The organism is Algoriphagus terrigena DSM 22685, assembly GCF_000429445.1.
GTDB classification, from domain to species: domain Bacteria; phylum Bacteroidota; class Bacteroidia; order Cytophagales; family Cyclobacteriaceae; genus Algoriphagus; species Algoriphagus terrigena.
This window is the reverse complement of the sequence record NZ_AUBW01000024.1, coordinates 57076-80563: the sequence shown is the minus strand read 5'-3', so window position 1 is coordinate 80563 and position 23488 is coordinate 57076. Positions and strand designations below refer to the sequence as shown.

General features: G+C 47.9%; 24 protein-coding genes and 1 tRNA gene. 12 read left to right on the top strand and 13 right to left on the bottom strand.

The annotated features are described in order from the left end of the window. Positions 1-30: 30 nt before the first annotated feature. The 3 genes from G459_RS0120060 to G459_RS0120050 form a co-directional block, all read right to left on the bottom strand. Positions 31-3225: an error-prone DNA polymerase gene (locus G459_RS0120060; RefSeq protein WP_026969241.1), complete on the bottom strand. Its 3195-nt coding sequence runs from the start codon at positions 3223-3225 to the stop codon at positions 31-33. Positions 3226-3461: 236 nt separating this feature from the next. After that, positions 3462-4955, bottom strand: coding sequence for a Y-family DNA polymerase (locus G459_RS0120055; RefSeq protein ID WP_026969240.1), 1494 nt, complete (start codon positions 4953-4955; stop codon positions 3462-3464). Further along, entirely contained in the window at positions 4948-5697 is a 750-nt protein-coding gene (locus G459_RS0120050) for an ImuA family protein (RefSeq protein WP_026969239.1), read from the bottom strand. Before G459_RS0120050 ends, G459_RS0120055 begins: the two co-directional genes overlap by 8 nt. A 70-nt stretch (positions 5698-5767) precedes the next feature. On the opposite strand from G459_RS0120050, the gene G459_RS0120045 reads away from it, so the two are divergent. After that, a complete protein-coding gene (locus G459_RS0120045; protein ID WP_026969238.1) occupies positions 5768-6583 on the top strand; it encodes an XRE family transcriptional regulator in 816 nt (271 codons plus the stop codon). A gap of 18 nt (positions 6584-6601) precedes the next feature. Here G459_RS0120045 and G459_RS0120040 read toward each other — a convergent pair whose 3' ends face one another. Together G459_RS0120040 and G459_RS0120035 are read right to left on the bottom strand one after the other, a co-directional pair. Next, a complete protein-coding gene (locus G459_RS0120040) occupies positions 6602-6856 on the bottom strand; it encodes a Txe/YoeB family addiction module toxin (RefSeq protein WP_026969237.1) in 255 nt (84 codons plus the stop codon). A gap of 11 nt (positions 6857-6867) precedes the next feature. Continuing rightward, complete coding sequence (locus tag G459_RS0120035) at positions 6868-7122, bottom strand: type II toxin-antitoxin system Phd/YefM family antitoxin (RefSeq protein ID WP_026969236.1); 255 nt, start codon at positions 7120-7122, stop codon at positions 6868-6870. Between the two features lie 149 nt (positions 7123-7271). Here G459_RS0120035 and G459_RS0120030 point away from each other — a divergent pair, with 149 nt between their 5' ends. The 3 genes from G459_RS0120030 to G459_RS0120020 all read left to right on the top strand — a co-directional run bounded on the left by G459_RS0120030 (position 7272) and on the right by G459_RS0120020 (position 10347). Next, entirely contained in the window at positions 7272-8153 is an 882-nt protein-coding gene (locus tag G459_RS0120030; RefSeq protein WP_026969235.1) for an inositol oxygenase family protein, read from the top strand. Positions 8154-8235: 82 nt separating this feature from the next. Further along, positions 8236-9807, top strand: a complete 1572-nt coding sequence (locus G459_RS0120025; RefSeq protein ID WP_026969234.1) for a solute:sodium symporter family transporter — start codon at positions 8236-8238, stop codon at positions 9805-9807. 84 nt (positions 9808-9891) lie between these two features. After that, positions 9892-10347, top strand: coding sequence for a hypothetical protein (locus G459_RS0120020; protein WP_026969233.1), 456 nt, complete (start codon positions 9892-9894; stop codon positions 10345-10347). Positions 10348-10374: 27 nt separating this feature from the next. Here G459_RS0120020 and G459_RS0120015 read toward each other — a convergent pair whose 3' ends face one another. The 4 genes from G459_RS0120015 to G459_RS0120000 form a co-directional block, all read right to left on the bottom strand. Further along, entirely contained in the window at positions 10375-11565 is a 1191-nt protein-coding gene (locus G459_RS0120015; RefSeq protein WP_026969232.1) for an ATP-binding protein, read from the bottom strand. 209 nt (positions 11566-11774) lie between these two features. Next, positions 11775-11856: transfer RNA gene (locus G459_RS0120010), tRNA-Leu, on the bottom strand. An 88-nt stretch (positions 11857-11944) separates the two neighbouring features. Beyond that, positions 11945-12244 (bottom strand): putative quinol monooxygenase, encoded by a 300-nt coding sequence (locus tag G459_RS0120005; protein ID WP_026969231.1) that lies wholly within the window; start codon positions 12242-12244, stop codon positions 11945-11947. Beyond that, positions 12244-13014: an SAM hydrolase/SAM-dependent halogenase family protein gene (locus G459_RS0120000; RefSeq protein WP_026969230.1), complete on the bottom strand. Its 771-nt coding sequence runs from the start codon at positions 13012-13014 to the stop codon at positions 12244-12246. The genes G459_RS0120005 and G459_RS0120000 overlap by 1 nt, the downstream gene beginning before the upstream one ends. Before the next feature lie 105 nt (positions 13015-13119). Here G459_RS0120000 and G459_RS0119995 point away from each other — a divergent pair, with 105 nt between their 5' ends. The 8 genes from G459_RS0119995 (at position 13120) to hisIE (ending at position 19367) form a co-directional block, all read left to right on the top strand. Beyond that, entirely contained in the window at positions 13120-14109 is a 990-nt protein-coding gene (locus tag G459_RS0119995) for a PhoH family protein (protein WP_026969229.1), read from the top strand. After that, positions 14078-14512 (top strand): GNAT family N-acetyltransferase, encoded by a 435-nt coding sequence (locus tag G459_RS0119990; RefSeq protein ID WP_026969228.1) that lies wholly within the window; start codon positions 14078-14080, stop codon positions 14510-14512. Before G459_RS0119995 ends, G459_RS0119990 begins: the two co-directional genes overlap by 32 nt. A gap of 37 nt (positions 14513-14549) precedes the next feature. Beyond that, positions 14550-15122 (top strand): DUF3575 domain-containing protein, encoded by a 573-nt coding sequence (locus tag G459_RS0119985; protein WP_026969227.1) that lies wholly within the window; start codon positions 14550-14552, stop codon positions 15120-15122. Between the two features lie 414 nt (positions 15123-15536). Continuing rightward, the gene (locus G459_RS0119975; protein WP_035456490.1) at positions 15537-16313 is read left to right on the top strand and encodes a phenylalanine 4-monooxygenase; all 777 of its coding nucleotides are present in this window, start codon (positions 15537-15539) and stop codon (positions 16311-16313) included. A 68-nt stretch (positions 16314-16381) separates the two neighbouring features. Continuing rightward, positions 16382-16978 (top strand): imidazole glycerol phosphate synthase subunit HisH, encoded by a 597-nt coding sequence (gene hisH, locus G459_RS0119970; RefSeq protein ID WP_026969225.1) that lies wholly within the window; start codon positions 16382-16384, stop codon positions 16976-16978. A gap of 110 nt (positions 16979-17088) precedes the next feature. Further along, positions 17089-17805, top strand: coding sequence for a 1-(5-phosphoribosyl)-5-[(5-phosphoribosylamino)methylideneamino]imidazole-4-carboxamide isomerase (gene hisA, locus G459_RS0119965; RefSeq protein ID WP_026969224.1), 717 nt, complete (start codon positions 17089-17091; stop codon positions 17803-17805). 195 nt (positions 17806-18000) lie between these two features. Next, positions 18001-18756, top strand: a complete 756-nt coding sequence (hisF, locus tag G459_RS0119960) for an imidazole glycerol phosphate synthase subunit HisF (protein WP_026969223.1) — start codon at positions 18001-18003, stop codon at positions 18754-18756. Between the two features lie 2 nt (positions 18757-18758). Continuing rightward, a complete protein-coding gene (gene hisIE, locus G459_RS0119955; RefSeq protein ID WP_026969222.1) occupies positions 18759-19367 on the top strand; it encodes a bifunctional phosphoribosyl-AMP cyclohydrolase/phosphoribosyl-ATP diphosphatase HisIE in 609 nt (202 codons plus the stop codon). Here hisIE and G459_RS0119950 read toward each other — a convergent pair whose 3' ends face one another. The 4 genes from G459_RS0119950 to G459_RS28005 form a co-directional block, all read right to left on the bottom strand. After that, a complete protein-coding gene (locus G459_RS0119950; protein WP_026969221.1) occupies positions 19368-20540 on the bottom strand; it encodes an ATP-binding protein in 1173 nt (390 codons plus the stop codon). An 83-nt stretch (positions 20541-20623) separates the two neighbouring features. Continuing rightward, the gene (locus G459_RS0119945; RefSeq protein WP_026969220.1) at positions 20624-21943 is read right to left on the bottom strand and encodes a S41 family peptidase; all 1320 of its coding nucleotides are present in this window, start codon (positions 21941-21943) and stop codon (positions 20624-20626) included. A gap of 46 nt (positions 21944-21989) precedes the next feature. Next, positions 21990-22298, bottom strand: coding sequence for a Dabb family protein (locus G459_RS0119940; RefSeq protein ID WP_245588212.1), 309 nt, complete (start codon positions 22296-22298; stop codon positions 21990-21992). A 228-nt stretch (positions 22299-22526) separates the two neighbouring features. Continuing rightward, the gene (locus tag G459_RS28005) at positions 22527-23420 is read right to left on the bottom strand and encodes a hypothetical protein (protein WP_245588211.1); all 894 of its coding nucleotides are present in this window, start codon (positions 23418-23420) and stop codon (positions 22527-22529) included. Between the last annotated feature and the right edge of the window lie 68 nt (positions 23421-23488).

The following is a 23488-nucleotide window of genomic DNA, read 5'->3' as shown; positions in this document are numbered from 1 at the left end:
TAGGAGATGAATCTTGGTTTAAGGAGACCCCTACTTAAAATCCCTCGAAGGAAACAACTCTCCCTGTACAGCTTTCTCTTTAAGGGCTTGTTCCAGTGTTTTTTTGGAAATTCTCGGCTGGACGGTGCCGAGGTCTCTTGCTTCTGCATCGAGGTTCATCAGGGCGGTGAGGTTGCGGCAGGTGTGCACGACGACATGGATCACTTCGCCTTCGATCTGCACTTTGCCGCTAACCATGAAGAGTTTCGACTGGACGATGATCTTGCGGAATTTCTCAAAGGTCTTGGCCCAGACCACCAGATTGGCAAAGCCGGTCTCATCCTCGATTGTGACGAAAAGTACGCCTTTGGCCGTGCCGGGCCGTTGTCGGACGGTGATCAGTCCGCAGACTTTGACAGGCATACCGTTTTTCAGTTCTTTTAGCCGTGCGGTAGGCAGGATCCCGAGTTGGTCGAGGTGAGGACGGGCGAAGCTCACGGGATGGGCTTTCAGCGACAGCGTGGTAGAAGAATAGTCCCGGATGACGTGTTCCATGGGAGAGATCGTGGGCAGAATCGTTTCCGGATCGGTGGGCTTGTCGACAGACTGATCCTGGAAGATGCCAGTAAAGCGACCCTGCAGCGCCGAAACTTCCCAAAGCGCCTGTCTCCGATCGAGTCCAATCGACCGGAACGCATCCGCATCAGCAAGCCTTTCCAAGACAGCCTGAGAGATGCCGATATTCGCCAAGTCAATGATCTTGGAGAAGTGCTGAGTTCTATACAAAGTTAAAGATTGCACGTCCTCTTCCCGAAGTCCTTTCACCTGTCGAAACCCAAGCCGCAGCGCATGAGATTTTTCAGCAATCATCTCCAGCGTATTGTCCCAAAGCGAATGATTGATGTCGATCGGCCTGACTTCCACGCCGTGCTTTCGCGCATCGATGATAATCTGCGCAGGCTGATAGAAGCCCATGGGCTGGCTGTTGAGCAGGGAAGCGGCGAAGATGTCGGGATAGTAGTACTTGATCCAAGAAGAAATGTAGACCAGCAGGGCAAAGCTGGCGGCGTGACTTTCCGGAAAACCATAGCTTCCAAAGCCCTCCAACTGTTTGAACACACGCCGGGCAAACTCTTCTTCGTAACCCTTGGCCACCATGCCGTCTACCAGTTTTTTTTCATACTGAGTCACCAGTCCTTTGGCTTTGAAAGTAGCCATGCTCCGCCGCAGCCCGTCAGCTTCTGCCGGTGTAAAACCTGCTGCGACAATGGCAATCTCCATGGCTTGTTCCTGAAACAAAGGCACACCCAGCGTTCTTCCCAGGATTTCTTCCAGTTCTTTGGAGGGAAACTCGAAGGGTTCGCCATTCCGTCTTTTGAGATAGGGATGCACCATGTCCCCCTGGATGGGACCGGGTCGCACGATTGCTACCTCGATCACCAGATCGTAGAATTTTTTGGGTTTGAGTCGGGGCAGCATGGACATCTGTGCCCGGCTCTCGATCTGGAAGACTCCCAAGGTATCCGCATGACAGATCATGTCATAGACTTCCGGGTCGTCTTGTGGAACATTTGCTAGTGTGAGTGAGCGCCCGTAGTGCTTTTTTGCAAGGTCAAACCCCTTTCGGATGCAGGTGAGCATGCCCAGTGCCAGCACGTCCACTTTCAGAAATCCAAGCGCATCTACATCGTCCTTGTTCCACTCGATGCAGGTACGGTTTTCCATCCGTGCATTGAGGATCGGGCAGAGATCAGAAAGCTTGTTTTGCGTGATGACAAAGCCTCCGGTATGCTGTCCGAGCTGTCGGGGAAAGCCGATGTATTGGCCGGTAAGCTCCAGCGTTTTTAGCAGATGGCTGTCTTTGGAGTCAAAGCCTTCGGAGGAAGGTGCCTTTCCTTCGAACCACTCGTCGGTCAGTTCATAGCCGGACTTTGAAAGCCGGTCTACGGCATCCACGGACAGTCCCATAGCTTTTCCCACATCCCGGATCGCACCTTTCCAGTGAACCTGCGTCACAGTCGCCACGATGCCGGCGCGGTCACGGCCGTATTTTTCATAGATGTACTGCATGACCTCCTCCCGGCGCTCGTGCTCGAAGTCAACGTCGATATCAGGCGGCTCGTCCCGGGCATCCGACATGAAGCGGGCAAAGAGCAGGTTAAACTTGGAGGGATCCACCGAGGTGATGCCAAGGCAGTAACACACCACCGAGTTGGCAGCTGAGCCACGGCCCTGACAGAGAATCTCTCTTTCCCGGGCAAAGCGCACAAAGTCGTGGACGGTGAGGAAGTAGGAGGCGTAGTTTTTACGGGCCATGAAGTCCAACTCGTACACAATCTTTTCCCGGATTTTATCGGGGATCTGCTCTCCAAAATGTTCTTTTGCACCCTGCCAGGTCAGATGGACGAGCTCTTCCTGCGGGCTGCGTCCCTCTGTGGTGATTTCCTCAGGATAGACGTAGGTCAATTGATCGAGTGAAAACTGGCAGGAATCGGCAATCTCCTGAGTGCGCAGGATTGCATCGGGATAATCCCGAAAGAGACGTTTCATTTCATCGATTGACTTGAGGTAGCGCTCAGCGTTGGGATGCAAGCGGAAACCGGCCGTGGGAATGGTGCATTTCTCCCGGATGCAGGTAAGGACATCCTGTAGCTCTCGTCTTTCGGGAGCGTGGTAATGCACGTCATTGGTAGCGACGAGCGGGATGCTAAGCCTAGAAGCCAGCTTTGAAAGCTGGAAAAGCCGCTTATGGTCATCGCTGCTGTAGGAAAAACTCGCTCCGAGGTAGAGATTTGGCCAGAGTTCCTCGCTGTATTCCTCTAAAGAATGGACAAAATCTGCGTCGATAGAAAAGTCCGCGTTGAGCAAGGGAGGAGGCAGGGCAATGAACTTTGTCTTGGCCGCATGCTCGTACACATCTTTTTTGTAGAGATGACATTTTCCCTTTTCAGCGCGAAGATTCCCCAGAGTGAGCAGCGCGGATAGTTGGCTGTAGCTGGCTTGGTCGGTGGGATAGGCGAGCAGACTGGGGCCATTCAGTAGGTCGAGTCTGCAAGCGGGGATGAAGCGAATTTTTTTGCCTCTTGCAGCGGCATGCGCACGGACAATCCCCGCCAAGGTGTTGTGGTCGGTGATGGCAATACTTGTATAGTCTAGCTCGACGGCGCGGTCGATCAATTCCTCGGGATGGGATCCGCCCCGGAGAAAGGTGAAGTTTGATGTGACTTGTAACTCTATGTAATCCATATTTTTTGTTTTTTGACCGCAGAGTCGCAGAGGACACAGAGTTTTCATAGAGAAGTGATCTAATAAAAGCTTTAGCTTTTCTCTGTGTTCTCAAAAAGGCCATTGAAAGCTTGTCCGATGAAAGTTCTCAACCCGATCAAAGACTCCCATGCTAATCCTCTGTGCGCTCTGTGGTTAAAAACCCTTAGCGTCCTCTGCGTCTTTGCGGTTAAATTTTCCGCCTTTGCGGTTAAACTTTAAGCGAAGAATCCATGCAGAAACCATTCTGGATCCCCTTTTTCATATAGACCCAGACGGAATAACCAATAGCGTTTTCCACTTTCGTCTTCTACCGTGTAGTAATCTCGTGGAGGGCCTGACTGCAGCCACCATTCCTGCTCTATCCGCTCGGGGCCATCGGCCTTTACAATTTTTAGGGTTTCTCCACGGTATCTGAAATTCAGCGGAGGATAATCCGGCAAGGGAACCATCACTTCGATGGGCTCAGGAGCAGTAAGCAGGTGTAAGGGGCGAACCCTGTCGGTTTTCCACTCAGAGCTGGGTCGGTCTTCCAGCGACTGAGTGACTTTGATGGAATGCTCCGGCCAGTGCTGCTCTTGCGGCAGATAGCGGTGGATGGTATGTTGTCCCATCTTGCCCGCCATCTTATCCAGTAGTTCGGCAAGGGCTGTGACGTCATTTCCGGTGCTGTGCCAGAAGGACTCCTGAGTTTCGCTGATTTTCTCGACCAGCAGTGCTTCCATCTCAAAGAGTTCGATGCCCAGATCCGGCTCGATGGTGGGAATCTTGAGTGAAAACAAGCGAAAGAGGTGCTCTGGATTGTAGGAAGGCATATTTGTGCCAATGGAGATCTCCTCAATCTTGCCATCCATCCGATGCCCCCGGAAGATCCCTTTCCGCATGCCTTTTTTTTCCTTGGAAAGCCGCAAGCAAATCGTCTTCAGCAACTCTGCAAGCGCTATCTTGATTCCATTTGCAGTCAGGATCGGCTCCATGCAGGGAAGTCGCTCCACGTAAGGTTCCTGCGGGATGATCGGCTCCAGCGACTCGTGAGCTGTGCCCAAAGCCTGACCCAGTCGGATAAGGGTCGCTTCTCCAAACCGTCTGCGAAGCGTCGGAGTTGGGATGTCGATAAACTGCCCAATTCGGCTGAATCCTAGCTTGTCCATTCGATCCAGTGTCTGAGCATCGAGGCGCAAGGCCACCGGAGGCAAAGCCAAAAGCGCTTGCCGCTGGTTTGCTGGGGCGATAATAGTTGACTTTCCATACCGGGCCATCCCCCAAGCGCAGCCGATGGTGTCTGCAATTGCGGCGCGGGCATGATACCCCTTGCTTTTGAGTGTAGATGTGATGCTCTCCAGATAAGGTTCTTCGCCGCCCCAGAGGTGTGGACAGCCCGATATCTCCAAGATCAATCCGTCAGGGAGATTTAAAGCAACGACCGGGGTGTAGCGGAGGCACCATTCGGCCAGGCCCTGGAGGAGTTTTTCTTCCAATCCCGGTTTGTCAGGGAGCACCAGGAGATCAGGCTGCAATGCCCGCGCATCGGCTGCGGCCATTCCCGGACGAATGCCCAGAGAAACTGCCGGGATGCTGGACGCTTTGATGATCATCTTGCCCCGTTGCGGAGCGGCAAAGACAAAGGGCATCTCCCGCAGCGCAGGCTGTCGGATGAGCTGTCTGTCGGTGATCAGGTACGGGAACCAAAGAGAAAGGAAGCGCTTAAGCATACTGTTGTCTTCTTGGGAATAGGGCTTCTTTGGTCTGCTCTTTGCGTAGTGGCAGCTGGTTGAACCGGCCGTTTTTCCACTCTAGTTTCCACTCACCGGGTCTGCCGTTTCGGACTTTGAGGAGCTCCACTTTCCAGGTGGGAAAGCCTACTCCGGGCATCTTGTCTTCCAGTTCGCTGCTTAGCGAAAAGATCCTCCAGCGTGTGGTGCATGCCAAAGCATGCTGGGATCTGGGATTGTGACGGTGGAGGAGTCCTGTCACTTTGCTCTGCTCTACTGCCAGCTGCAAGCGCTGGGATTCTGTGAAACTGATCTCCTGCAGCTCGCCTACCACGGCTGAGAGTGTGCTGCATTTGAGGCCCTGTTCCATCGCCCAGAGCACATCTTTTTCTCTTTTCAGATCGATGAAGATGACCCGGTCTGGTTCTACCCCGAAGCGCTTGAGACCTGGGGGGAAAAGACTTCGCCTGTTGCTGATCCAGAGGCAAAACCCTCCTTTGCACATCAGCGATGCCAGGATTCCGGAGATAAATCCGTTGGTGGCGGCCGCATCGTTAGGATTTGGACTGATGAATTCATGCACCGTGCCCAGTGTGAATCTGCCGCTGGGAAAGGCGGATTCGATTGGGCCCAGACCAAGGGAAGTGGAAGGGGTGCTCATGGACTGGGTAAATCCCTCCATCTCCATGATTTTCTCCCTCAATTGACGTATTGCCTCATCTTTGTTCCCCAGCGCTTTCATCTTATCTCACTAATCCGTATGTTTGACACTATTAATGTCAATATGTTGACTCTAATAATATCAATAAACGATGGAAAAGTCAAAGAATTTCTTTGCGGGAAACCTGAAGTTCCTCAGGGAGCGACGGAAGATGACGCAGCAGGATTTGGCTGGTAAGCTCTCTGCCACAAGGTCAAAAGTGAACGCGTTGGAGTCTGGCCAGACCAAGTCTCCGACCCTGGAAGATTTTCTGAGTGTCTCCGAGCTTTTTGGGATCAGCATAGACAGTCTGATCCGGGTGGAACTGTCAAAGCTGGGGGAGTTGAAATTGCGGGAGCTGGAAGCCGGAAATGATGTCTACATCAAGGGCGGAAATCTGCGTGTGTTGGCCATCAGCGTAGATCGGAACAACAACGAGAATGTGGAATATGTGCCTGTGAAGGCCAAGGCGGGCTATCGGACCGGATACAATGACCCGGAGTTTATCGCCGCTTTGCCCAAATACTCCCTTCCCAATCTGCCCGGGAGCGGGACGTTTCGGATTTTTCCCACGATGGGGGAGTCGATGGCGCCGATTCCTGAGGGAAGCGATGTGATAGCGCAATATGTGGCAGACTGGACAGGGCTCAAGCCCGAGTCGCCTTGCATTGTGATCTTAAGGGAAGGACAGGATTTTGTGTTCAAACTGGTGACTTTGCGGCAGGATGGAACGCTCCTGCTGAAGTCTCTCAACCCGCTTTTTGAACCCTATACCGTGCAGGCGGAAGAGGTGTTGGAGATATGGGCTTTTTATGCCTACACCAGCCGGGAGATTCCCGAGCAGGAGACCGATATGCGCCAGCTGATGCGGATGATGACCAAGATGCAGACGGATATTCGGGAGTTGCAGAAGATGTCGGATAATTGATGGCTGATGTGAGTTGAATCAATAATGATGTCTGCACTGCGCGATCTCCAGTACGCCGTCTTTTACCCGATAGACGAGCCGGTGCTCGCGGTCGATTCTGCGGGACCACCAGCCTGAGAGTTCGTTTTTCAATGGCTCAGGTTTACCAATTCCTTCGAATGGAGTTCGCTGACATTCTTTGATCAGTTTATTGATTTTTCTAAAAAGCTTTAGATCTGCGTCAATCCAATATTGATAGTCTTCCCATCCTTTAGACAAAAAAATAGTATCCATGATGAAGTGACTTAGAGTTCGATCAGATCTCTTTTAACTCCTAGACCTTGGTTTGCCTCGTTAATTGCGTGTAGCAATCTTTCGGCATTCTTAGGGCTGCTCATCAAGTAGTAAGTCTCTTGCATGCTTTCATAATCGGACTTGGATAAGACTACGACATCTTCGCCATTTGCGCGGGTGACGTAAAGCGCTTTTTGGTCATTGACCACATCGTCTAGGTGAGATTTTAGATTTTGACGAAAATTAGAATAAGTAGTAACGTCCATGATTTCTAAATTTTTCTAAAGGTGGATGTTCATTTATTGTTGTACAAGATTTTGTACGTTTTTGTTCCAAAGAGTTTTAAATCTCAGATTCTCCAGAGCTGATTTTTTGGATTTTGTCTTTATATTTCATTTCAATAAATCCCAATGCAATGAAAACCAAGCTCTCAGAATCCGAAATCGCTCCGCTTCACTCCATCGAAGACTGGGAGGATGATCTCCTGACTCGCTATCCGGAACCTAAGGATAAGCAAGATAAGGCAAAGGATGATTACCGAAATTACCACGATTCCGAGCGCGTAGATACCGTTCGGGAGTTTTACAAGCTGAATCATACTTATCAGACCTACGACTTTGTTCAGGAGAAGGAGCGGGAGTTTTTGAAGTTTGAAAAGAAGGAAATGCCCTTTTGGGATGCGGTGAGTTTTCTCAATACCCTGATCGATGATTCAGATCCTGATACTAATTTGGATCAGTTGCAGCATTTGCTCCAGACTTCTGAGGCGATCCGTGCCGACGGGCATCCGGATTGGTTTGTGCTGACCGGGTTTATCCATGACTTGGGCAAGGTGCTTTGTCTTTTTGGCGAGCCTCAGTGGGCAGTGGTCGGGGATACGTTTCCGGTGGGATGTGGACATTCGGATCGGATTGTGTATCCGGAGTTTTTTGACCGAAATCCAGACTCAAAGGACGAGCGCTACAACACCAAGTATGGCGTGTATTCCCATCAGTGTGGGCTGAATCAGGTGAAAATGTCCTGGGGACACGACGAATACCTGTATCAGATGGTTAAGGATTACATGCCCGAACCGGCACTCTACATGATCCGATACCATTCTTTTTATGCGCAGCATCGGGAAAATGCCTACGATCACCTGCTCAGCGACCACGACCGGGAGATGTTCAAATGGGTAGATAAATTCAATCCCTACGACCTCTACTCCAAAGTGCCCGTGCCTCCGGATTCTAAGGCTTTGAAGCCGTATTATGAAGATTTGGTTGCCAAATATCTTCCTGCGACTCTGAGATTTTAAAAGAAGATTTGATTGAGGAAGGGGATTTGAAAGTCCCCTTCCTTTTTTATTTTTCCGAGACAATTAACCCAAAAACCCATTCATGCTCACTGTCATTTCCTTTGTAGGATTCACACTCTTTGTTGCTTTTTTTTCATGGTATAAGTTGAGAAAGGAGAATCTCCGCTCTAAGGATGGCTACTTTCTCGGAGGCAGGAGTTTGACGGGAGGAGTGATTGCAGGGTCGATGCTTTTGACCAATATCTCCACCGAGCACCTGATCGGGATGAACGGATCAGCTTACAAAAACGGCATGATCATCATTGCGTGGGAAGTGACTTCTGCGATCGCTTTGGTGATTGCGGCGCTGTATTTTTTACCGATTTACCTCCGGATGGGCTTGGCTACGATTCCACAATACCTCGCGGTTCGCTACGATGACACGACAAAAACCGTCGTATCGCTCCTGTTGATGCTTTCGTTTGTTTTCACCCTGCTACCCATTGTCCTCTATACCGGTGCGATTAATCTGGAGAGCATCTTCAATGTCTCCGAGGTTTTTCAGATCAGTCAGACAGAAGGCATCTGGTTGACCGTCATCACGATCGGAGTCATTGGGTCGATTTACGCAATCTTGGGTGGACTCAAAGCGGTGGCCTATTCGGACATGATCAATGCCATCGGGCTGATGATCGGTGGCTTGTTGGTTCCTGCTTTTGCGCTTTGGGACATCGGAAATGGGAACATGATGACCGGTTTGGGTAAAGTATATGAAGCCGTTCCGGAAAAATTTAATGTGATCGGAGCCGAGGATTCTGTGCTGCCTTTTAGTACGCTTTTCACCGGACTGATGATTAATCAGCTGTATTTCTGGGGCATGAACCAGACCATTATCCAGCGGGCCTTGGGAGCCAAAAACATGGCTGAGGCCCAGAAAGGCTTGCTTTATACCGGGATTTTCAAGATTCTCATTCCGCTGATCATCGTGTTGCCCGGCGTGATTGCTTTCTATTATTATGGCGAGCAATACTTCGGTGACCAGGATTTTATCTATCCGGTTTTGGTGAAAAAAGTGCTTCCCTTGAGTTTGATCGGCTTTTTTGCAGCGGTGGTTCTGGGGGCAGTTCTAAGTACGTTTAACTCTGTGTTGAATTCTGCTGCGACGATCTTCAGCCTGGATATCTACAAAAAGATCATCCAGCCGAGTGCTTCGGACTCCAAGCTCGTTAAAGTCGGAAAATTGAGCTCACTGATTTTGGCGGTGATTTCCATCCTGATCGCACCGATGGTAGCCAACGCTCCGGAAGGCTTGTACCAATTGATGCAGCAGCTCAATGGGATCTTCTTTATTCCGATCGCTTCGGTGCTGATCGCCGGTTTTTTTATCCCGAAAGTGTCTGCCGCTGGAGCAAAAGCGGGGTTGGCCGTAGGGTTTTCCTTTTACATCTTGACGACCTTTTGGTTGCAGGTGGATTTACATTTCATCCATATCTGGGGGATTGAGTTTCTGCTGAATCTCGCCGTTATGTATTTGGTGAGTATGAAATACCCATCGCAAACTCCGATTTCGATGCCGCGCGGGCCGCTAAATCTGGAGGAATGGAAATACGCCAAGCCGCTTTCAATCGCACTTTGTCTGGTGACGGTGTTGATTTATTGGTTTTTGGGGAGGTGAGGGGATTTAGAATGAGGAATTAAGAGTGGAGAATTAATTTATAGTTGGGTAACTTAATACCAGCAACTTAGATACTTTAAAACAATGCATCCATATACACTCCACCTTTTAGAGGACATTGAAAAGGCATTTAGGCCAAAAGATTTTTTTAAAAACCAAAAGAAGGATATCTCGGGTGATGAATTAGAGGGTCATTTTGCAGAAATCGAAAGATGGCTCAATCAGGATAAGGAGCCTACTTTTGGAAACTATTGTGGATTGAAATCGGGAGATTTTCCTCCGGTTGATTTCTATTCTTCGAGAGAGCTAAAAGTATTGGTTAAACTTTTCGAAAAAATGATGTTTTCATGGAATCTCAGTATGGATGTCCCGAAGACATTGCCTTTAGACAGAAAATATAAGCTAATGATAGCAACTCTTGACAAGCCCACTTTAATCGTGGAGGATGGGTTTGTCGGGTTTGACTATTGTACAGGGAATCCTGAAGGCTGCGAACTTCAGGAATATTGTCCCTGCATAAAATACTGGGAGGAAAAGTGAGATTTCTAACGAATCAGATTTTTACAGTTATTCTGTACTTTTTACCATCTTCAGAAATTCCACCAACCCTATTACCTCAACCTCCCCTTTCATTGGGAAGCGGTCCTTTCCAGAGTAAACGACAATTTTTTTCGTTGCTCCAATGTCCTCACAGGCACTGTGAAATCCAGCAGAGAGCGAAGGAGCAATTGATCTTTTAACCTCGACAGCCCAGACTTCCTGATTGCTTTTTTCCAGCACCAAATCAATTTCAGCCTGATTGCTGGATCGATAATAGCTGATCGTCCATGAAGAAGAAAGACTGTTTAGGATATTTTCAACCACAAATCCTTCCCAACTCGCTCCCACCACCGGGTGTCCGAGCAAATGATCAAACGTGTGGATATTCATCAGATTATGAAGTAATCCCGAATCTCTCAAGTAGATTTTCGGAGTTTTCACCAATCGTTTTTTGGTGTTTCCTGACCAAGGTTGAACCTGCCTCACCATGAAGAAATCCTGAAGAATATCGAGATAAGTTTTGATTGTAGTGTGGCTCACATCCAGGCTTTTGGCAATAGTACTCAAGTTTGCCTGCTGCCCATGGAAGTGGGCGAGCATAGTCCAAAACCGCTTCATCCGGGTCGCCGGTACCTGTGGGCCAAATAAAGGAATGTCTTTTTCTACATAGGTGGAAATAAAATCGTTTCTCCAATTCCAACTATCTTCTTCCGAATCAGCCAAATAACTGTCCGGAAATCCCCCTCTGAACCAGAGCTTTTCGACGCTGAATCCGAGTGGATCATTTTGATAGAGTTCTGTGACGGTGAATGGTGTCAGTTCCAAATAGCGTATCCTTCCCGCCAAAGTTTCTGAGGATTGCTGAAGTAATTCTTTGGAAGCGGAGCCCAAAAGCAAGAAATGCCCTGCCCTTTCTCCGGCTCTTTTTCGGAGATCTACCAGTCCCCGGATGATAGGAAACAAATCAGGCTTTCGCTGCACTTCATCGATCACCAAGAGCTGATTTTCAAATCTTCGGAGGTAGCTTTCTGCATCATCCAGCTTGGCTAAATCGGAGTCCAACTCCAAATCCAGATAGTGAACCGGCTTATCTAAAAGGGGTTGTGCAAACTCCAAAGCCAAGGTCGTTTTTCCTACTTGCCGGGGGCCCAAAATGACCACCACTGGCATTGACCTTAGTCCTTGGATTAGCTTGTCTTCAAGTGTTCGGTGGATCATGATATTCTGATTCGACTTTCAATTTGCATGAAAAATAAGTAAAAATCATGTAATTTGAAAGTTTAACTTTCAAATTACATGATATTCATATATAAAACCATGTAATTTGAAAGTTTTAGCATGAGCTTTCCCAAAGTTTTGGACCCTTTGAAAGACTAGAATCTGAATTCCTATAAAACAAAAAAAGCCCGCTTTTCAGCGAGCTTTTGTACCCAGAGCCGGAGTCGAACCGGCACGCCTTGCGGCATTGGTGTTTGAGACCAACGCGTCTACCAATTCCGCCATCTGGGCTTTTGGTAAGTCCGGTCTTACACCTGACTTGGCTCCGTCACTTCCGTAACGGGATGCAAATATGAGGAAAGAATTTTTTTCTGCAAACTCAGGATTCTACTTCCAGCAACTTTTTTGTACTGAAGGCTTGGGCTTTTTCGGAAAAAAGAGCCTTGGTAAAGCTCCAGACAGATTTAAATAGCTCAGAATCACGGTACTTGTTTAGCGCTTCCTCACTTTCCCAATGACTGTAGGTCACAAAAATATTTTTCTCAGAATGATCCTGCCAGAGTTCCAGATGGTGGCAGCCGGGGAAGTTGCGGATCAAATGTTTGTTGGATTCGAAGTTTTCCAAAAATGCCGGTATTGTATCTGGCCTGAAAGTCATGCGTACGATCCGGATCAGCATCACCCGCCAAAGTGAATATAGATGACACTATCCTGCTTCAGTCCCAGCAGCTTTCCTCCGTTGCCGTGGTTGATACCGATCTCCAGGACTTCCAGACTGTTGAAAAATACGAAAGGGTCTCCGGCTTCGACCTCATCGTATCCCGTCTGGAGGCGATCTACGGATTCACGCCCAAATTGAATCTTGAATTTCCCCGGATTTAGCTTGTCGAAGACATCCCGGCGGATATTGGTCAGCAGATTGCCGTATCGGTCGATTCGGATCACGTGCCCGATGATGTGTTCCCTGGTAGCTTTTGCCTGTCGGGACATTAGTTTGCGGAAATTGGTCAGAGGGCCACCGAAATCGTGAATTGCTGCCCCGCTTGCTACTTTGGCAGCGATGGGAGCTAAGATGTCCCGCGTTGGGAAGGTGGAGTTTTTCAGGTGGATATCGGCAAACTGTACGAGAATGCCGGGATCGTTATCAGCCAGTAGACTCAGGATTCCATTGTTTGGCCCCACAAAGATATGCTCCTCCAGCTTCACTCCGATGTAGCCATGCGTCATCACGCCTACGGTATTGATACCGACCAAATGGACCGTTCCTTTGGGGAATTCTCTAAAAGTGGATCGAAGCACAAAGGCAGCGTGCTCCATGTCATGCGCTTCGATGTTGTGAGAGATGTCGATGATATTCAACTGCGGATTTATCGAAAGCATCTTGGCCTTTACTGCCGGAACGTAGTAGTCTTGATCCCCAAAGTCAGAGAGGAATGTCACCAATGCCATAGAAGCAAGTCTATTAAAATTTTGTAATTTTGTTTGAGGGGGAGCGAACAAAAATAGAAATTTTATTCTTTAGCCTTCAAGGTAAACCTAAATCAAAACACAAGTTTGGTCGAAAAAGTAATCACTTTAGAAAACGTTCCATTGGCGGAGTTTTTGGGCACAGCCAATGAAAACATACGGCAGATTGCCCAGGCATTCCCCCAGAGTAAGATCGTCTCCCGAGGCAACGAAATCCGGATTCAGGGCGGTGCGCCGGAGATTTTGCGCATCAACGACCTGATCAATCTCCTGTTGGAGCACTTTGATCGCTTTGGTCACCTCACTCCCGAAAACGTGAAAGACTACCTCGATGTCGAGGGGATTCCTTTTGAGGAGGCCAACCGGGATCAGGTGATTGTCTTTGGTAACAAAGGCTTGGTCATCAAGCCCAAGTCGGCGAACCAACGCAAGCTCGTCGAGGCGGCGATGACCAATGATCTGGTCTTTGCGCTTGGCCCGGCCGGCACAGGGAAGACCTACATTGCAGTTGCTTTGGCAGTGAGAGCTCTCAAAAACAAGGAAGTAAAGCGGATCATCATCACGCGTCCGGCCGTGGAGGCTGGGGAAAATCTCGGCTTTCTTCCAGGCGACCTTCAGGAAAAACTCGATCCCTATTTGAGGCCTATCTATGACGCACTTCAAGACATGGTGCCACCGGAAAAACTGAAATATTATCAGGAAACCCGAGTGATCGAAATCGCCCCCTTGGCCTACATGCGGGGACGGACGCTACACGATGCTTTTGTCCTTCTTGACGAGGCTCAAAATACGACCAGTGAGCAGATCAAGATGTTTTTGACGCGTATGGGACCCAACTCTAAAGTCATCATTACCGGCGATCAAACTCAGGTCGATTTGCCTGTGAGGCAAAAGTCAGGGCTGTCGGAAGCGCTCAAAATCCTAAAGGACGTCAAAGGAATTGGTGTGGTCAGCCTGAGTGGCAAGGACGTCATCCGTCACAGACTCGTCAAGGCGATCATCGAAGCCTACGAAAAAGAACAAGAAGACAGAGATCAACAACGCTATGAAGCTAACAGTCGAAAAGGTAACGGATAAGCTAGCCCTTGAGCTGGTTTTCAAGATAAGAGAATTCGTTTTCGTGATCGAACAGCAGGTCGACCCGACCGAGGAATACGATGAATTTGAGACGACATCGACCCATTTCCTGGCAAGCGTAGACGGTATTCCAGTTGGCACGGCCCGCTGGAGATTTACTGAAAATGGGGTGAAGATGGAGCGTTTTGCAGTGTTGGAAGAAGCCAGAGGAAATGGAGTAGGACAGGCGCTGGTGGCTGCGGTCTTGGCGGATGTGGATGCTACTCCTGAAGCTAAGGGAAAGACCAAATACCTTCACGCCCAACTCACTGCCGTGCCACTTTATTCCAAGTTCGGCTTTGAAAAAGTCGGAGAGATGTTTGAAGAATGTAATATCCAACACTATAAGATGGAGTTGGCTTAATCCTTGTCAGAATACCAGAAACCGACTTATCAAGTTTATGAAAAAAATCACCTTATCGTTCCTTTTTGCTGCAACTCTGACTGTTTCAGCGTTTTCGCAACAGGTTATTTCCTCGTCAGGTACGTCCAATCCGAATATCGGAACTTTTGACAATGAGATAAAGCTCAACTTTCTCAACCTGATCTTGATGGGGTCATTTGAAGTGGGCTATGAAAGGTTTCTCAGTGAAAGCCACTCTTTGGATCTTCAGCTTCACATCAATGATCGCTTTGGATACAATACCCAAAACGATGGAAAAAACTACAAGACGAATTCCATCCAATCAGGAATGAATTTCTATTTCGGTAACAAACCCAACGGAAGATTTCATGTCTATCCTTTCCTAAAGTTCAGATTCGGTGATTTTGAAGAACCGGGCAACGGAGGAACTGTCACCACAGACATGACGGCATTTATCATCGGTGCCGGAGTTGGATACAAGTGGGAGGTTTCCGAACATTTTGCGTTCGGACCTTATGCCAGTGTTGCACGCAATTTCAGTGAAGCAGTGACAGACAAATTCACGGCCGTCGAACCCAATGCCGGATTTAGCTTAGGTTACCGATTCTGATTTCTGAAGAAGAGGATGGACTTAAACACGTTCTCAGCTCTCTCGATGTATAATTGATTTATCCTTCAGTGGTTGTCTCTCCAATGTGTGGTTTTGAGGTAAATTCAGACGAGGCATTGGTTTCGAAAAATCCCTGAGTATCTTAGCAGTATGAATCCAACGCCAAGAACCTTCGTGCATCACTCTTATCACCATCTTCGATGAAGGGATAGGATTGCTATGGTTTTTTGGTAAAAAATAGACAGGCCTATTCCCTCCCGGAGTAGGCCTTTTTGTTTTTCGTTGTTTTCTGTTATGCTGCTTCCGAAGAAGCAGCATAAAATGAATAAGGTCCAGCTTCTGGAGAAGCAGGACAACCGAGAAACAAGACGGCCAAATGAAATAAAGCATAAACCCAAATAATAGAGACAGATCATGATGAAACCAAAAAACTGGGTCTTTACCGACCCGAGACTCCGAAAGCTCAGGCAGGAGTATGAACTATACACCGAAGAAGACTTCAAAGTCTGGAGGATTCTCTTCGAGCGGCAGATGCCGAATCTACCGAAGGCAGCATCCAAGGCTTACCTAGAGGGAGTGGAGATGGTGGGCTTTTCCGCAGGCCGAATCGCCAACTTTGATGAACTCAATCAAATCTTGGAGAAAAGCACCGGCTGGCAGGTTCAGGTGGTGCCCGGCTTGATCGATGATGATCTGTTTTTTGGTTTGCTGAATAACAGACGGTTTCCATCCTCGACTTGGCTGCGGACGATGGAGCAGCTCGACTATCTGGAGGAGCCGGATATGTTTCATGATGCTTTTGCCCATATGCCGCTGCTGACAAATCAGCCCTATGTGGACTTTCTGGAAAACCTCTCCGGGATTGCCCTGAAGCATATTGACAATCCTTGGGCGATCCAGTTGCTGAGCCGGATTTATTGGTTTACGATTGAGTTTGGATTGATCCGGGAAGACGGGGAGCTGAAAATTTACGGAGCGGGGATCTTAAGTTCGGCAGGAGAGACTAAATTCAGCCTTTCAAATGAGCCAGCCCATCTCGCTTACGACGTGCGGAGGATCTTGAATCAAGAATATTGGAAAGATCGCTTTCAGGATAAATACTTCGTGATCGAGAGCTACGAGCAGCTTTACGAGTCGCTGCCGGAGATAGAGGATGTGTTGGAGGAGATGCTTTTGGAGAAAAGAGATTAGACGTTAGAAGCTAGACAGGAGAGGCTGAGAAGCCTTGAATCTTGTGTCTAGCATCTTGATACTAAAAAATGAAAACAGCAGTAATCAAATACAATTCAGGGAACGTCCAGTCGGTGCTTTATGCGCTGGAGCGCCTAGGTGCAGATGCGATCCTGACCGATGATCCGGAGGAAATCCGATCGGCGGATCACGTGATCTTTCCCGGTCAGGGCGAAGCCAGCACGGCGATGAATTACCTCAAAGGCCGAAAGCTCGATCAGTTGATCCGGGATATCAAGCAGCCGTTTCTTGGCGTTTGTCTTGGTTTGCAGCTGCTTTGCGAGCATTCGGAGGAAAACGATACCGAGTGCTTGGGGATCTTTCCTGTGAAGGTGAAGCGATTCATTCCCGAAAATTCGCAGGAGTTCAAAGTTCCTCACGTGGGTTGGAATGAACTCGAAAACCTCGCTGACGATCCACTGCTGAAAGATTTGCCTGATTCCCGCTTTCTTTACTATGTGCATAGCTTCTATGCCGAGTTGAGCGAAGCGACCATTGCCAGCACCCATTACATCCATGATTTTACGGCCATCCTGCATCGGGACAATTACTGGGCGATCCAGGCTCACCCCGAGAAGAGCAGCACGGTTGGGGAGAAGTTGCTGGCAAACTTCCTTTCTCTTTAAAAAAAAAATCCCCCTTACCCCCTTAGGAAGGGGGAGTTGGCCAAACCGAACTTCAAACCTATTAATCGGCAAGTCTTGTGTCTTAGATCTTGCTTCTAAAGTCTAACCAAATGCAAATCATCCCCGCCATCGACCTCATAGGAGGTAAATGCGTCCGCCTCAGTCAGGGCGACTACAACAGCAAAAAAGAATACCACGACGATCCGCTGGAGATGGCCAAGCGATTTGAAGGAGTTGGCATTCGGCGGCTTCATCTCGTCGACTTGGACGGAGCCAAAGCCAAAAAGATCGTCAATGCCGATGTTTTGCAGCGAATCTGCGCCGGCACTTCGCTTCAAGTTGACTTTGGTGGAGGAATCCAAGCCGATGAAGAACTGGAGAAAGCATTTGAATTGGGAGCGAAGCAAGTGACCGGAGGGAGCATCGCTGTGAAAGGCCGGGCTCTTTTTGAATCCTGGATCGCAAAATACGGTTCGGAAAAGATCATCTTGGGAGCTGATGCCAAAGACCGGAAAATCGCCGTGGGAGGCTGGGAGGAAACCACCTCTGTTGAGCTCATTCCTTTTATCAAGGATTATGTGTCGAAGGGGATCCGCTACGTGATCTGCACCGATGTGGCCAAAGATGGCTTGCTTCAGGGACCTTCGACGGAGCTGTATCAGGAGATCTTGGAGGAGATTCCCGATGTGAAGCTGATTGCCAGCGGAGGGGTTTCGTCTGTCAAAGATCTGGAAGAACTCCAGAAAATCGGTGTCTACGGGACGATTGTCGGCAAGGCGTATTATGAGGGAAGAGTGACGCTGGAGGAACTTGCAAGCTTTGGATGATTAAGAATTGCGATTTTTGATTTACGAATTACGACGTCAAACCATCTTTCAACTTTATTATCCAAAGGGCTAACTTCTAGAAATGATGATTGGGGTTCTCTTTCACCTCGTAAATCGTATTTCGTAAATCGTAATTTCAAAAATATCGAACACTGAACATCGAATGATAAATAATGAAGTTTTGAATACCAAATTATGCTAACGAAACGAATCATTCCCTGCCTCGACATCAAAGACGGCCGCACGGTCAAAGGGGTGAATTTTGTAGAATTAAGGGATGCGGGTGATCCTGTCGAGCTGGCGAAGATCTACTCCGACGAAGGCGCTGACGAGTTGGTATTTCTGGATATCACCGCGACGGTGGACAAGCGTAAGACCTTGGCCGAGCTCGTGACCAAAGTCGCAAAAGCGATCACGATTCCTTTCACAGTCGGTGGTGGGATCTCCACCGTGGAAGACGTCAAGTTTCTGCTCAACGCCGGTGCGGACAAGATTTCGATCAACTCTGCGGCAGTAAACAATCCAGGCGTGATCGACCAAATGGCGAGGGAATTCGGTTCCCAATGTATCGTGGTGGCGATCGATACGAGGGATTTGGACGGGATCGACTTCGTGCATACGCATGGCGGTAGAAAGGCGACTTTGCTTAAAACCCAAGCTTGGGCGCAGGAGGTGGCCGATCGGGGCGCAGGTGAAATACTCCTCACCTCCATGGATCACGATGGGACGAAAGCCGGTTTCGCTAATGAGCTCTTGGCAGAGATATCATCAGCGCTTTCCATCCCCGTGATTGCCTCCGGAGGTGCCGGAACTATGCAGCATTTCAAGGATGTGTTTACCTTTGGCAAAGCCGATGCAGCTTTGGCGGCGAGTATCTTTCACTTCAAGGAAATTGGGATTCCCGAGTTGAAGAGATATCTCTCAGATTCTGAAATCAGTATAAGAAAATAAAAATGAGCGATAGAAGTATAGATTTTGATAAAATGGACGGTCTGGTCCCAGCGATAGTCCAAGATGCGATCAGCGGAAAAGTGCTAATGCAGGGCTATATGAATGCCGAGGCTTTGGAGAAAACCAAGGAAACCCGAATGGTGACTTTTTTCAGCCGCAGTAAGAATCGGCTGTGGACCAAAGGAGAGACCTCCGGCAACTTCATGGAGCTGGTCAGCGTGGCCTCTGACTGTGATGGAGATTCGATCTTGGTCAAAGCCAATCCACGCGGGCCGGTTTGTCACACGGGAGCGGATACGTGTTTTGAGGAATCGAATACTTCCAAAACCGGTTTTATAGATCAGCTTCGTGCGATCATCAAAGACCGTAAAACCAATCCTACCGACACATCTTATACTGCATCACTTTTTGCCAAAGGCATCAACAAGGTTGCTCAGAAAGTAGGAGAAGAAGCTGTCGAGATCGTGATTGAAGCCAAAGACGACAATAAGGAGCTATTTATGGGTGAAGCGGCGGATTTGCTTTACCACTATTTGGTTTTACTTGAGGCCAAAGGCTATGAACTGGATGAGGTGATGGAAGTGCTAATTGAGCGGCACAAAAAGAAATAACTAGTCAAAAAGCTTGGCGGCTTCCTGGCATTCATACCAAGGTAAAATTTCAATTCCAGAACTTCTTTTTTGTGAAATATTTCCTCCGTAGAAAACCGTTCCTCCTGTTTCTTTGGAGATTTGTTCCCAATAGTTAATTCCTTTGAAATAGTCCGGGGTAATTGTTTGGCCTGATTTAATCTCGATTGGGTGAAGCTTGTTTCCATTGTCAATAAGCCCATCTAGTTCATGGCCAACATTGTCTCTCCAGAAGTAGAGTCGATTCTGGATACCGAGATTGAACTGTGTTTTCAATAGATCACTCATGATCAGGTTTTCGAACAGATTTCCTTTGAGGGGATGTGTGTCCAAGTGTGACTGATTTCTTATGCCGAGGAGTGAAGCTGCAATACCGGTGTCAATGAAATATAACTTTGGCATTTTAACTATTCTCTTGTTAAAGCTTCTGTGGTGGGGTCGTATTAGAAAAATAACAAAACTACTTTCTAATACTCCGATCCACGAACTTATCGTTTTGTTGTCCAAACCAAGTTCTATTGCGAGGCTGTTTGCGTTCAATAGTTGGCCGACTCGTCCCGCACAAAGGCGTAAAAATTTTTCAAATAGATTTAACTGAAGAATGTTTTTGATCTGACGAACATCTTTTTCAACATACGTTCTTATGTAATTTTGATGCCAACGTGCCGGATCTAAGTCTTGGTCATAGACTGGAGGATAGAAGCCTTTTACCAGTAGCTCACCATAATTTTCTTTGGAAGCTAACCCATTCGGTATGATTTCATCGATAGCCAATGGCAGAAGATTTATATAACCAATTCTGCCCGCCAGGCTTTGGGAAATGGATTCTTGGAGGAGAAAGTTGTTTGAACCTGTAAGTATAAACAGCCCCTTCTCGCTGTTTTCGTCCAGAATCTGCTGTAGATATGAGAAAAGTTTTGGGACTCTTTGAACTTCATCCAAGATCGCTCCTTTTGGGAAGTTCGATAAAAACCCCCTTGGATCTTCTTCGGCAAACAGGCGGGTATCGGGATTTTCTAAGCTTACATATTCCTTGTTTGGAAATGTAAGTTTACACAACGTTGTCTTACCGGACTGACGTGGGCCAATTATACCCACGCACTTGAACTGACCAGCAAGAACTTCAAGCTCCGTTTTTGCATTTCTTGAAATCATCTTACAATTTAGGAATTTGATTCCTAAATTGTAAGATGATTTCCGTTTTTTATTACCCGTTTTTCCCTGTTTTTAAAGGAAACTCAATAAGCCGGAAACTCCTGTCTCAACCCTTCGAAGTCATCGATCATCTCCCATTTCGGCTTATAGTAGGTGTTAAGCATTCGCCCACTCACATTGCCGTTTTGGATAAAATTCAAGGCTGCGGCCAGACGAAGATCCCGCTCATCTCCCCAAGGATACTGCGGTGAGTCGCCGACTGAAAAATCCGCCGGAAAGCCTTCAAAATAATCTGCTTTGCCGTCAGCATTCGCGATAGCGAATGTGATCGGAACAAGCTCGACGTTATTGTTTTTCAGGACGGTGTTGTAGGATGAGAGTGGAAAGGACCCTACGGGCTTACCATAGGTATTGTCACCGATCAATACGACGTCGAGGTAAGAATCCAGCACATTGAGCACCAATTCGGAGGCCGAAGCCGATCCGCGGGAGGTGATGAAGATAACTTTGTCAAGACTGATGGAGCCAATTTTAGCAAAAGAGCGGTTGGTTGCCAAGTTGCTTTTCAGTGTATTGTACTTGTTGACGTACATCAACTTTCCAGAATTGGCAGTTTGGATCAGGTTGTTCAGAATCTGTTCCGCCACTGCTACTGACCCGCCGCCGTTGTATCTCAGATCGATGATGAGTTCTTGGATTCCGGCATTTTGGAAGAATTCCATGGACGTTTTCACCTCTGTACTTTGGGTTGGGCTTAGACCAGCAGTAGCTTTGAAACTCTGATACGCCCAATAGCCGACTTTTTTGCCGTCCAAGTCAAAGACTTTCTTTTCCAAAACCGAGTTGGATTGGTACTCAGCTTTCACATTGGAGCGTGTCGTAGTGGAGCCGTCAGGAAGTTTGAACGTGAACGTGTTGGTGATTCCAGGGTCAGGGTTTCCGAGCTTGAAATCATATCCACCACTGGAGGTTTTATAGTCTGCAATCGGTTTTCCGTTGATCTGGGTGATTTCCCAGCCACGCTTCCAGCCGTCTTTTCCCGCAGGGGACTCATCAAAGACAAAGGAAATGTAGAGCTTATCGTCGCTTGCAAAGGCATAGCCGAAGCCATGGCCCGCATTTTTTCCGACAAAGGAATTGTTGAATTCCTCCTGAGTGGTCAGGTAGGAAAACCGGTCCAGCGGCTTGAATTTGATCGCCTCCAGAAGCTCTTCGTTGGTCGAATATTTGGAATAGTCAACGCTCGCAGGGAGCTCTTCATTCCAAAAATACCACTCGCTCATAGATGCGAAGATCGCCTCTTTGACCTCCAATCCTGTCTCATCCGGAACAGGGTCCTCCTTTGGATCACAGGCCCAAAATCCAAAAAGGAAAATACCGATGATCCAAGGGAAGTTTTTCATAAATCTGTTTATAGGGAGATACGTTGCCAGTGTACTTACTGGTTTCTCAGATGGCGATGTCGTACACCTTCACCGTTTTCCACATCTTGGAGTACTTTTCGATAAACTCCAGGTGAAGCGGTTCGGTCTGATAGGCTAGCTGATCTTCTAAGCTGTCGAAAAAGGAGGTGCAGCAAACCTGCCAAGAGTGGTCAACCACGTCTCTTTTTTCAGTTTCGGCGGGAACTCCAGCAATAAATTTCCCAACAGTGGGACATTTTCCCAACATGGGTACTGCTTCGGTCAAAAATTCCTGTGTGTCAGCGACGTCGTGTAGCCAGAAGTAAACCTGGTGAATCATTTTTTGCTTTGCCATAGTTGTAGCGAAGGTATTAATAGGTAGAATAGCTGTGGCACCCGCCAAGCCTAGGGTTTGAATTACTTTTCTTCGGGTAGTCATAATAGGTTTGAGTATAGTTTGGGAACAAGAAATAATCTGTTCTCCAAAAGGGATTTAAAGATAAAAATATAAATCGCTTTTCTGCATCTCGGAGCCCTATCCTGTTGTAAGCAAAAGGCCGGAGAAGTTCTCCGGCCTTTTCCATCAGAGTACTACTCGGCTGTTGATGTTTTTAAGTATGCGGTTGTTTTGTGAGATCAGGATATAGTTGGTGATCACTTTGTCATTTCTTTCCATCAAAATAACCATCTCGTCATCCGCGCTAATCACTTTCAGCTCTTTGATTTTGGTTGGGATTTCGAAGCCTGAGACATAGACTCCGTCTTCTTTTTCGATGATTTTTTCAATCTCAAACATGATCGGTTTGCGATTCTTGTCATAAGTAGTGGCGATCGAGCGCTCCGGGCTCCATGAATTGCGATTGAGTTGGTGGGTTTGATAATGATGAAAAACCTCCCCCGAAATGATGCTTTCTACCTCCGTCAAATCCAGTTTTTCGGTGCTGTATCCGGTCCCGGAGAAGGTGGTTTGAGTGGAATTGCCATAGTCATTTTCACCACCATAGTCGTTGCCTCTCTGATACATATTTCCGATGAAAACAACATTCGCGCCCAGCATCGACGCTTCGGCCTTCAGCTTGTCCATCGCCCGGTTCTTGACGTTGTTGATCGACGAGAGAGTCGTCACGCCGGTCGCTTTGCTGAATAGTTCGCCCTTCGGATTCAGTCCGGCGATGTCTTCAGAGTTATAGCTGATATACACCAGTTCGGCATCATCGAGTCCGTTTACGTGTTTGAACGGGCTTTCGAAGGTCTCTTCTCTTCCGCTGCCGTACTCGATTTTAGTCACCTGGTGTTTGCTGACGCTATAGACCGTGGTTTCATTGGGATAGCTGTATTTGATGGTATTAAATCCGACTTCCGTCACCTTGACTTCTTTCGGGCCGTCCAGCAGATAGAGGACATCATTTTTGCTTTGCGCAAAGGACAACATTGATAATGCAAGCGATGCAAGCAGGAGTGACAGTGGCTTATACATTGGGTAGGAATGTGGATTTAGTTTTAGAGACGGAAGTTTAGGGATAAAGTTTTTACTCAAAAAAAAAA

Bases quoted from the DNA above. Each gene is read 5' to 3' on its own strand.
- G459_RS0120060 (WP_026969241.1), bottom strand. From the start codon at position 3,225: ATGGATTACATAGAGTTACAAGTCACATCAAACTTCACCTTTCTCCGG.
- G459_RS0120055 (WP_026969240.1), bottom strand. From the start codon at position 4,955: ATGCTTAAGCGCTTCCTTTCTCTTTGGTTCCCGTACCTGATCACCGAC.
- G459_RS0120050 (WP_026969239.1), bottom strand. From the start codon at position 5,697: ATGAAAGCGCTGGGGAACAAAGATGAGGCAATACGTCAATTGAGGGAG.
- G459_RS0120045 (WP_026969238.1), top strand. From the start codon at position 5,768: ATGGAAAAGTCAAAGAATTTCTTTGCGGGAAACCTGAAGTTCCTCAGG.
- G459_RS0120040 (WP_026969237.1), bottom strand. From the start codon at position 6,856: ATGGATACTATTTTTTTGTCTAAAGGATGGGAAGACTATCAATATTGG.
- G459_RS0120035 (WP_026969236.1), bottom strand. From the start codon at position 7,122: ATGGACGTTACTACTTATTCTAATTTTCGTCAAAATCTAAAATCTCAC.
- G459_RS0120030 (WP_026969235.1), top strand. From the start codon at position 7,272: ATGAAAACCAAGCTCTCAGAATCCGAAATCGCTCCGCTTCACTCCATC.
- G459_RS0120025 (WP_026969234.1), top strand. From the start codon at position 8,236: ATGCTCACTGTCATTTCCTTTGTAGGATTCACACTCTTTGTTGCTTTT.
- G459_RS0120020 (WP_026969233.1), top strand. From the start codon at position 9,892: ATGCATCCATATACACTCCACCTTTTAGAGGACATTGAAAAGGCATTT.
- G459_RS0120015 (WP_026969232.1), bottom strand. From the start codon at position 11,565: ATGATCCACCGAACACTTGAAGACAAGCTAATCCAAGGACTAAGGTCA.
- G459_RS0120005 (WP_026969231.1), bottom strand. From the start codon at position 12,244: ATGCTGATCCGGATCGTACGCATGACTTTCAGGCCAGATACAATACCG.
- G459_RS0120000 (WP_026969230.1), bottom strand. From the start codon at position 13,014: ATGGCATTGGTGACATTCCTCTCTGACTTTGGGGATCAAGACTACTAC.
- G459_RS0119990 (WP_026969228.1), top strand. From the start codon at position 14,078: ATGAAGCTAACAGTCGAAAAGGTAACGGATAAGCTAGCCCTTGAGCTG.
- G459_RS0119985 (WP_026969227.1), top strand. From the start codon at position 14,550: ATGAAAAAAATCACCTTATCGTTCCTTTTTGCTGCAACTCTGACTGTT.
- G459_RS0119975 (WP_035456490.1), top strand. From the start codon at position 15,537: ATGATGAAACCAAAAAACTGGGTCTTTACCGACCCGAGACTCCGAAAG.
- hisH (WP_026969225.1), top strand. From the start codon at position 16,382: ATGAAAACAGCAGTAATCAAATACAATTCAGGGAACGTCCAGTCGGTG.
- hisA (WP_026969224.1), top strand. From the start codon at position 17,089: ATGCAAATCATCCCCGCCATCGACCTCATAGGAGGTAAATGCGTCCGC.
- hisF (WP_026969223.1), top strand. From the start codon at position 18,001: ATGCTAACGAAACGAATCATTCCCTGCCTCGACATCAAAGACGGCCGC.
- hisIE (WP_026969222.1), top strand. From the start codon at position 18,759: ATGAGCGATAGAAGTATAGATTTTGATAAAATGGACGGTCTGGTCCCA.
- G459_RS0119950 (WP_026969221.1), bottom strand. From the start codon at position 20,540: ATGATTTCAAGAAATGCAAAAACGGAGCTTGAAGTTCTTGCTGGTCAG.
- G459_RS0119945 (WP_026969220.1), bottom strand. From the start codon at position 21,943: ATGAAAAACTTCCCTTGGATCATCGGTATTTTCCTTTTTGGATTTTGG.
- G459_RS0119940 (WP_245588212.1), bottom strand. From the start codon at position 22,298: ATGGCAAAGCAAAAAATGATTCACCAGGTTTACTTCTGGCTACACGAC.
- G459_RS28005 (WP_245588211.1), bottom strand. From the start codon at position 23,420: ATGTATAAGCCACTGTCACTCCTGCTTGCATCGCTTGCATTATCAATG.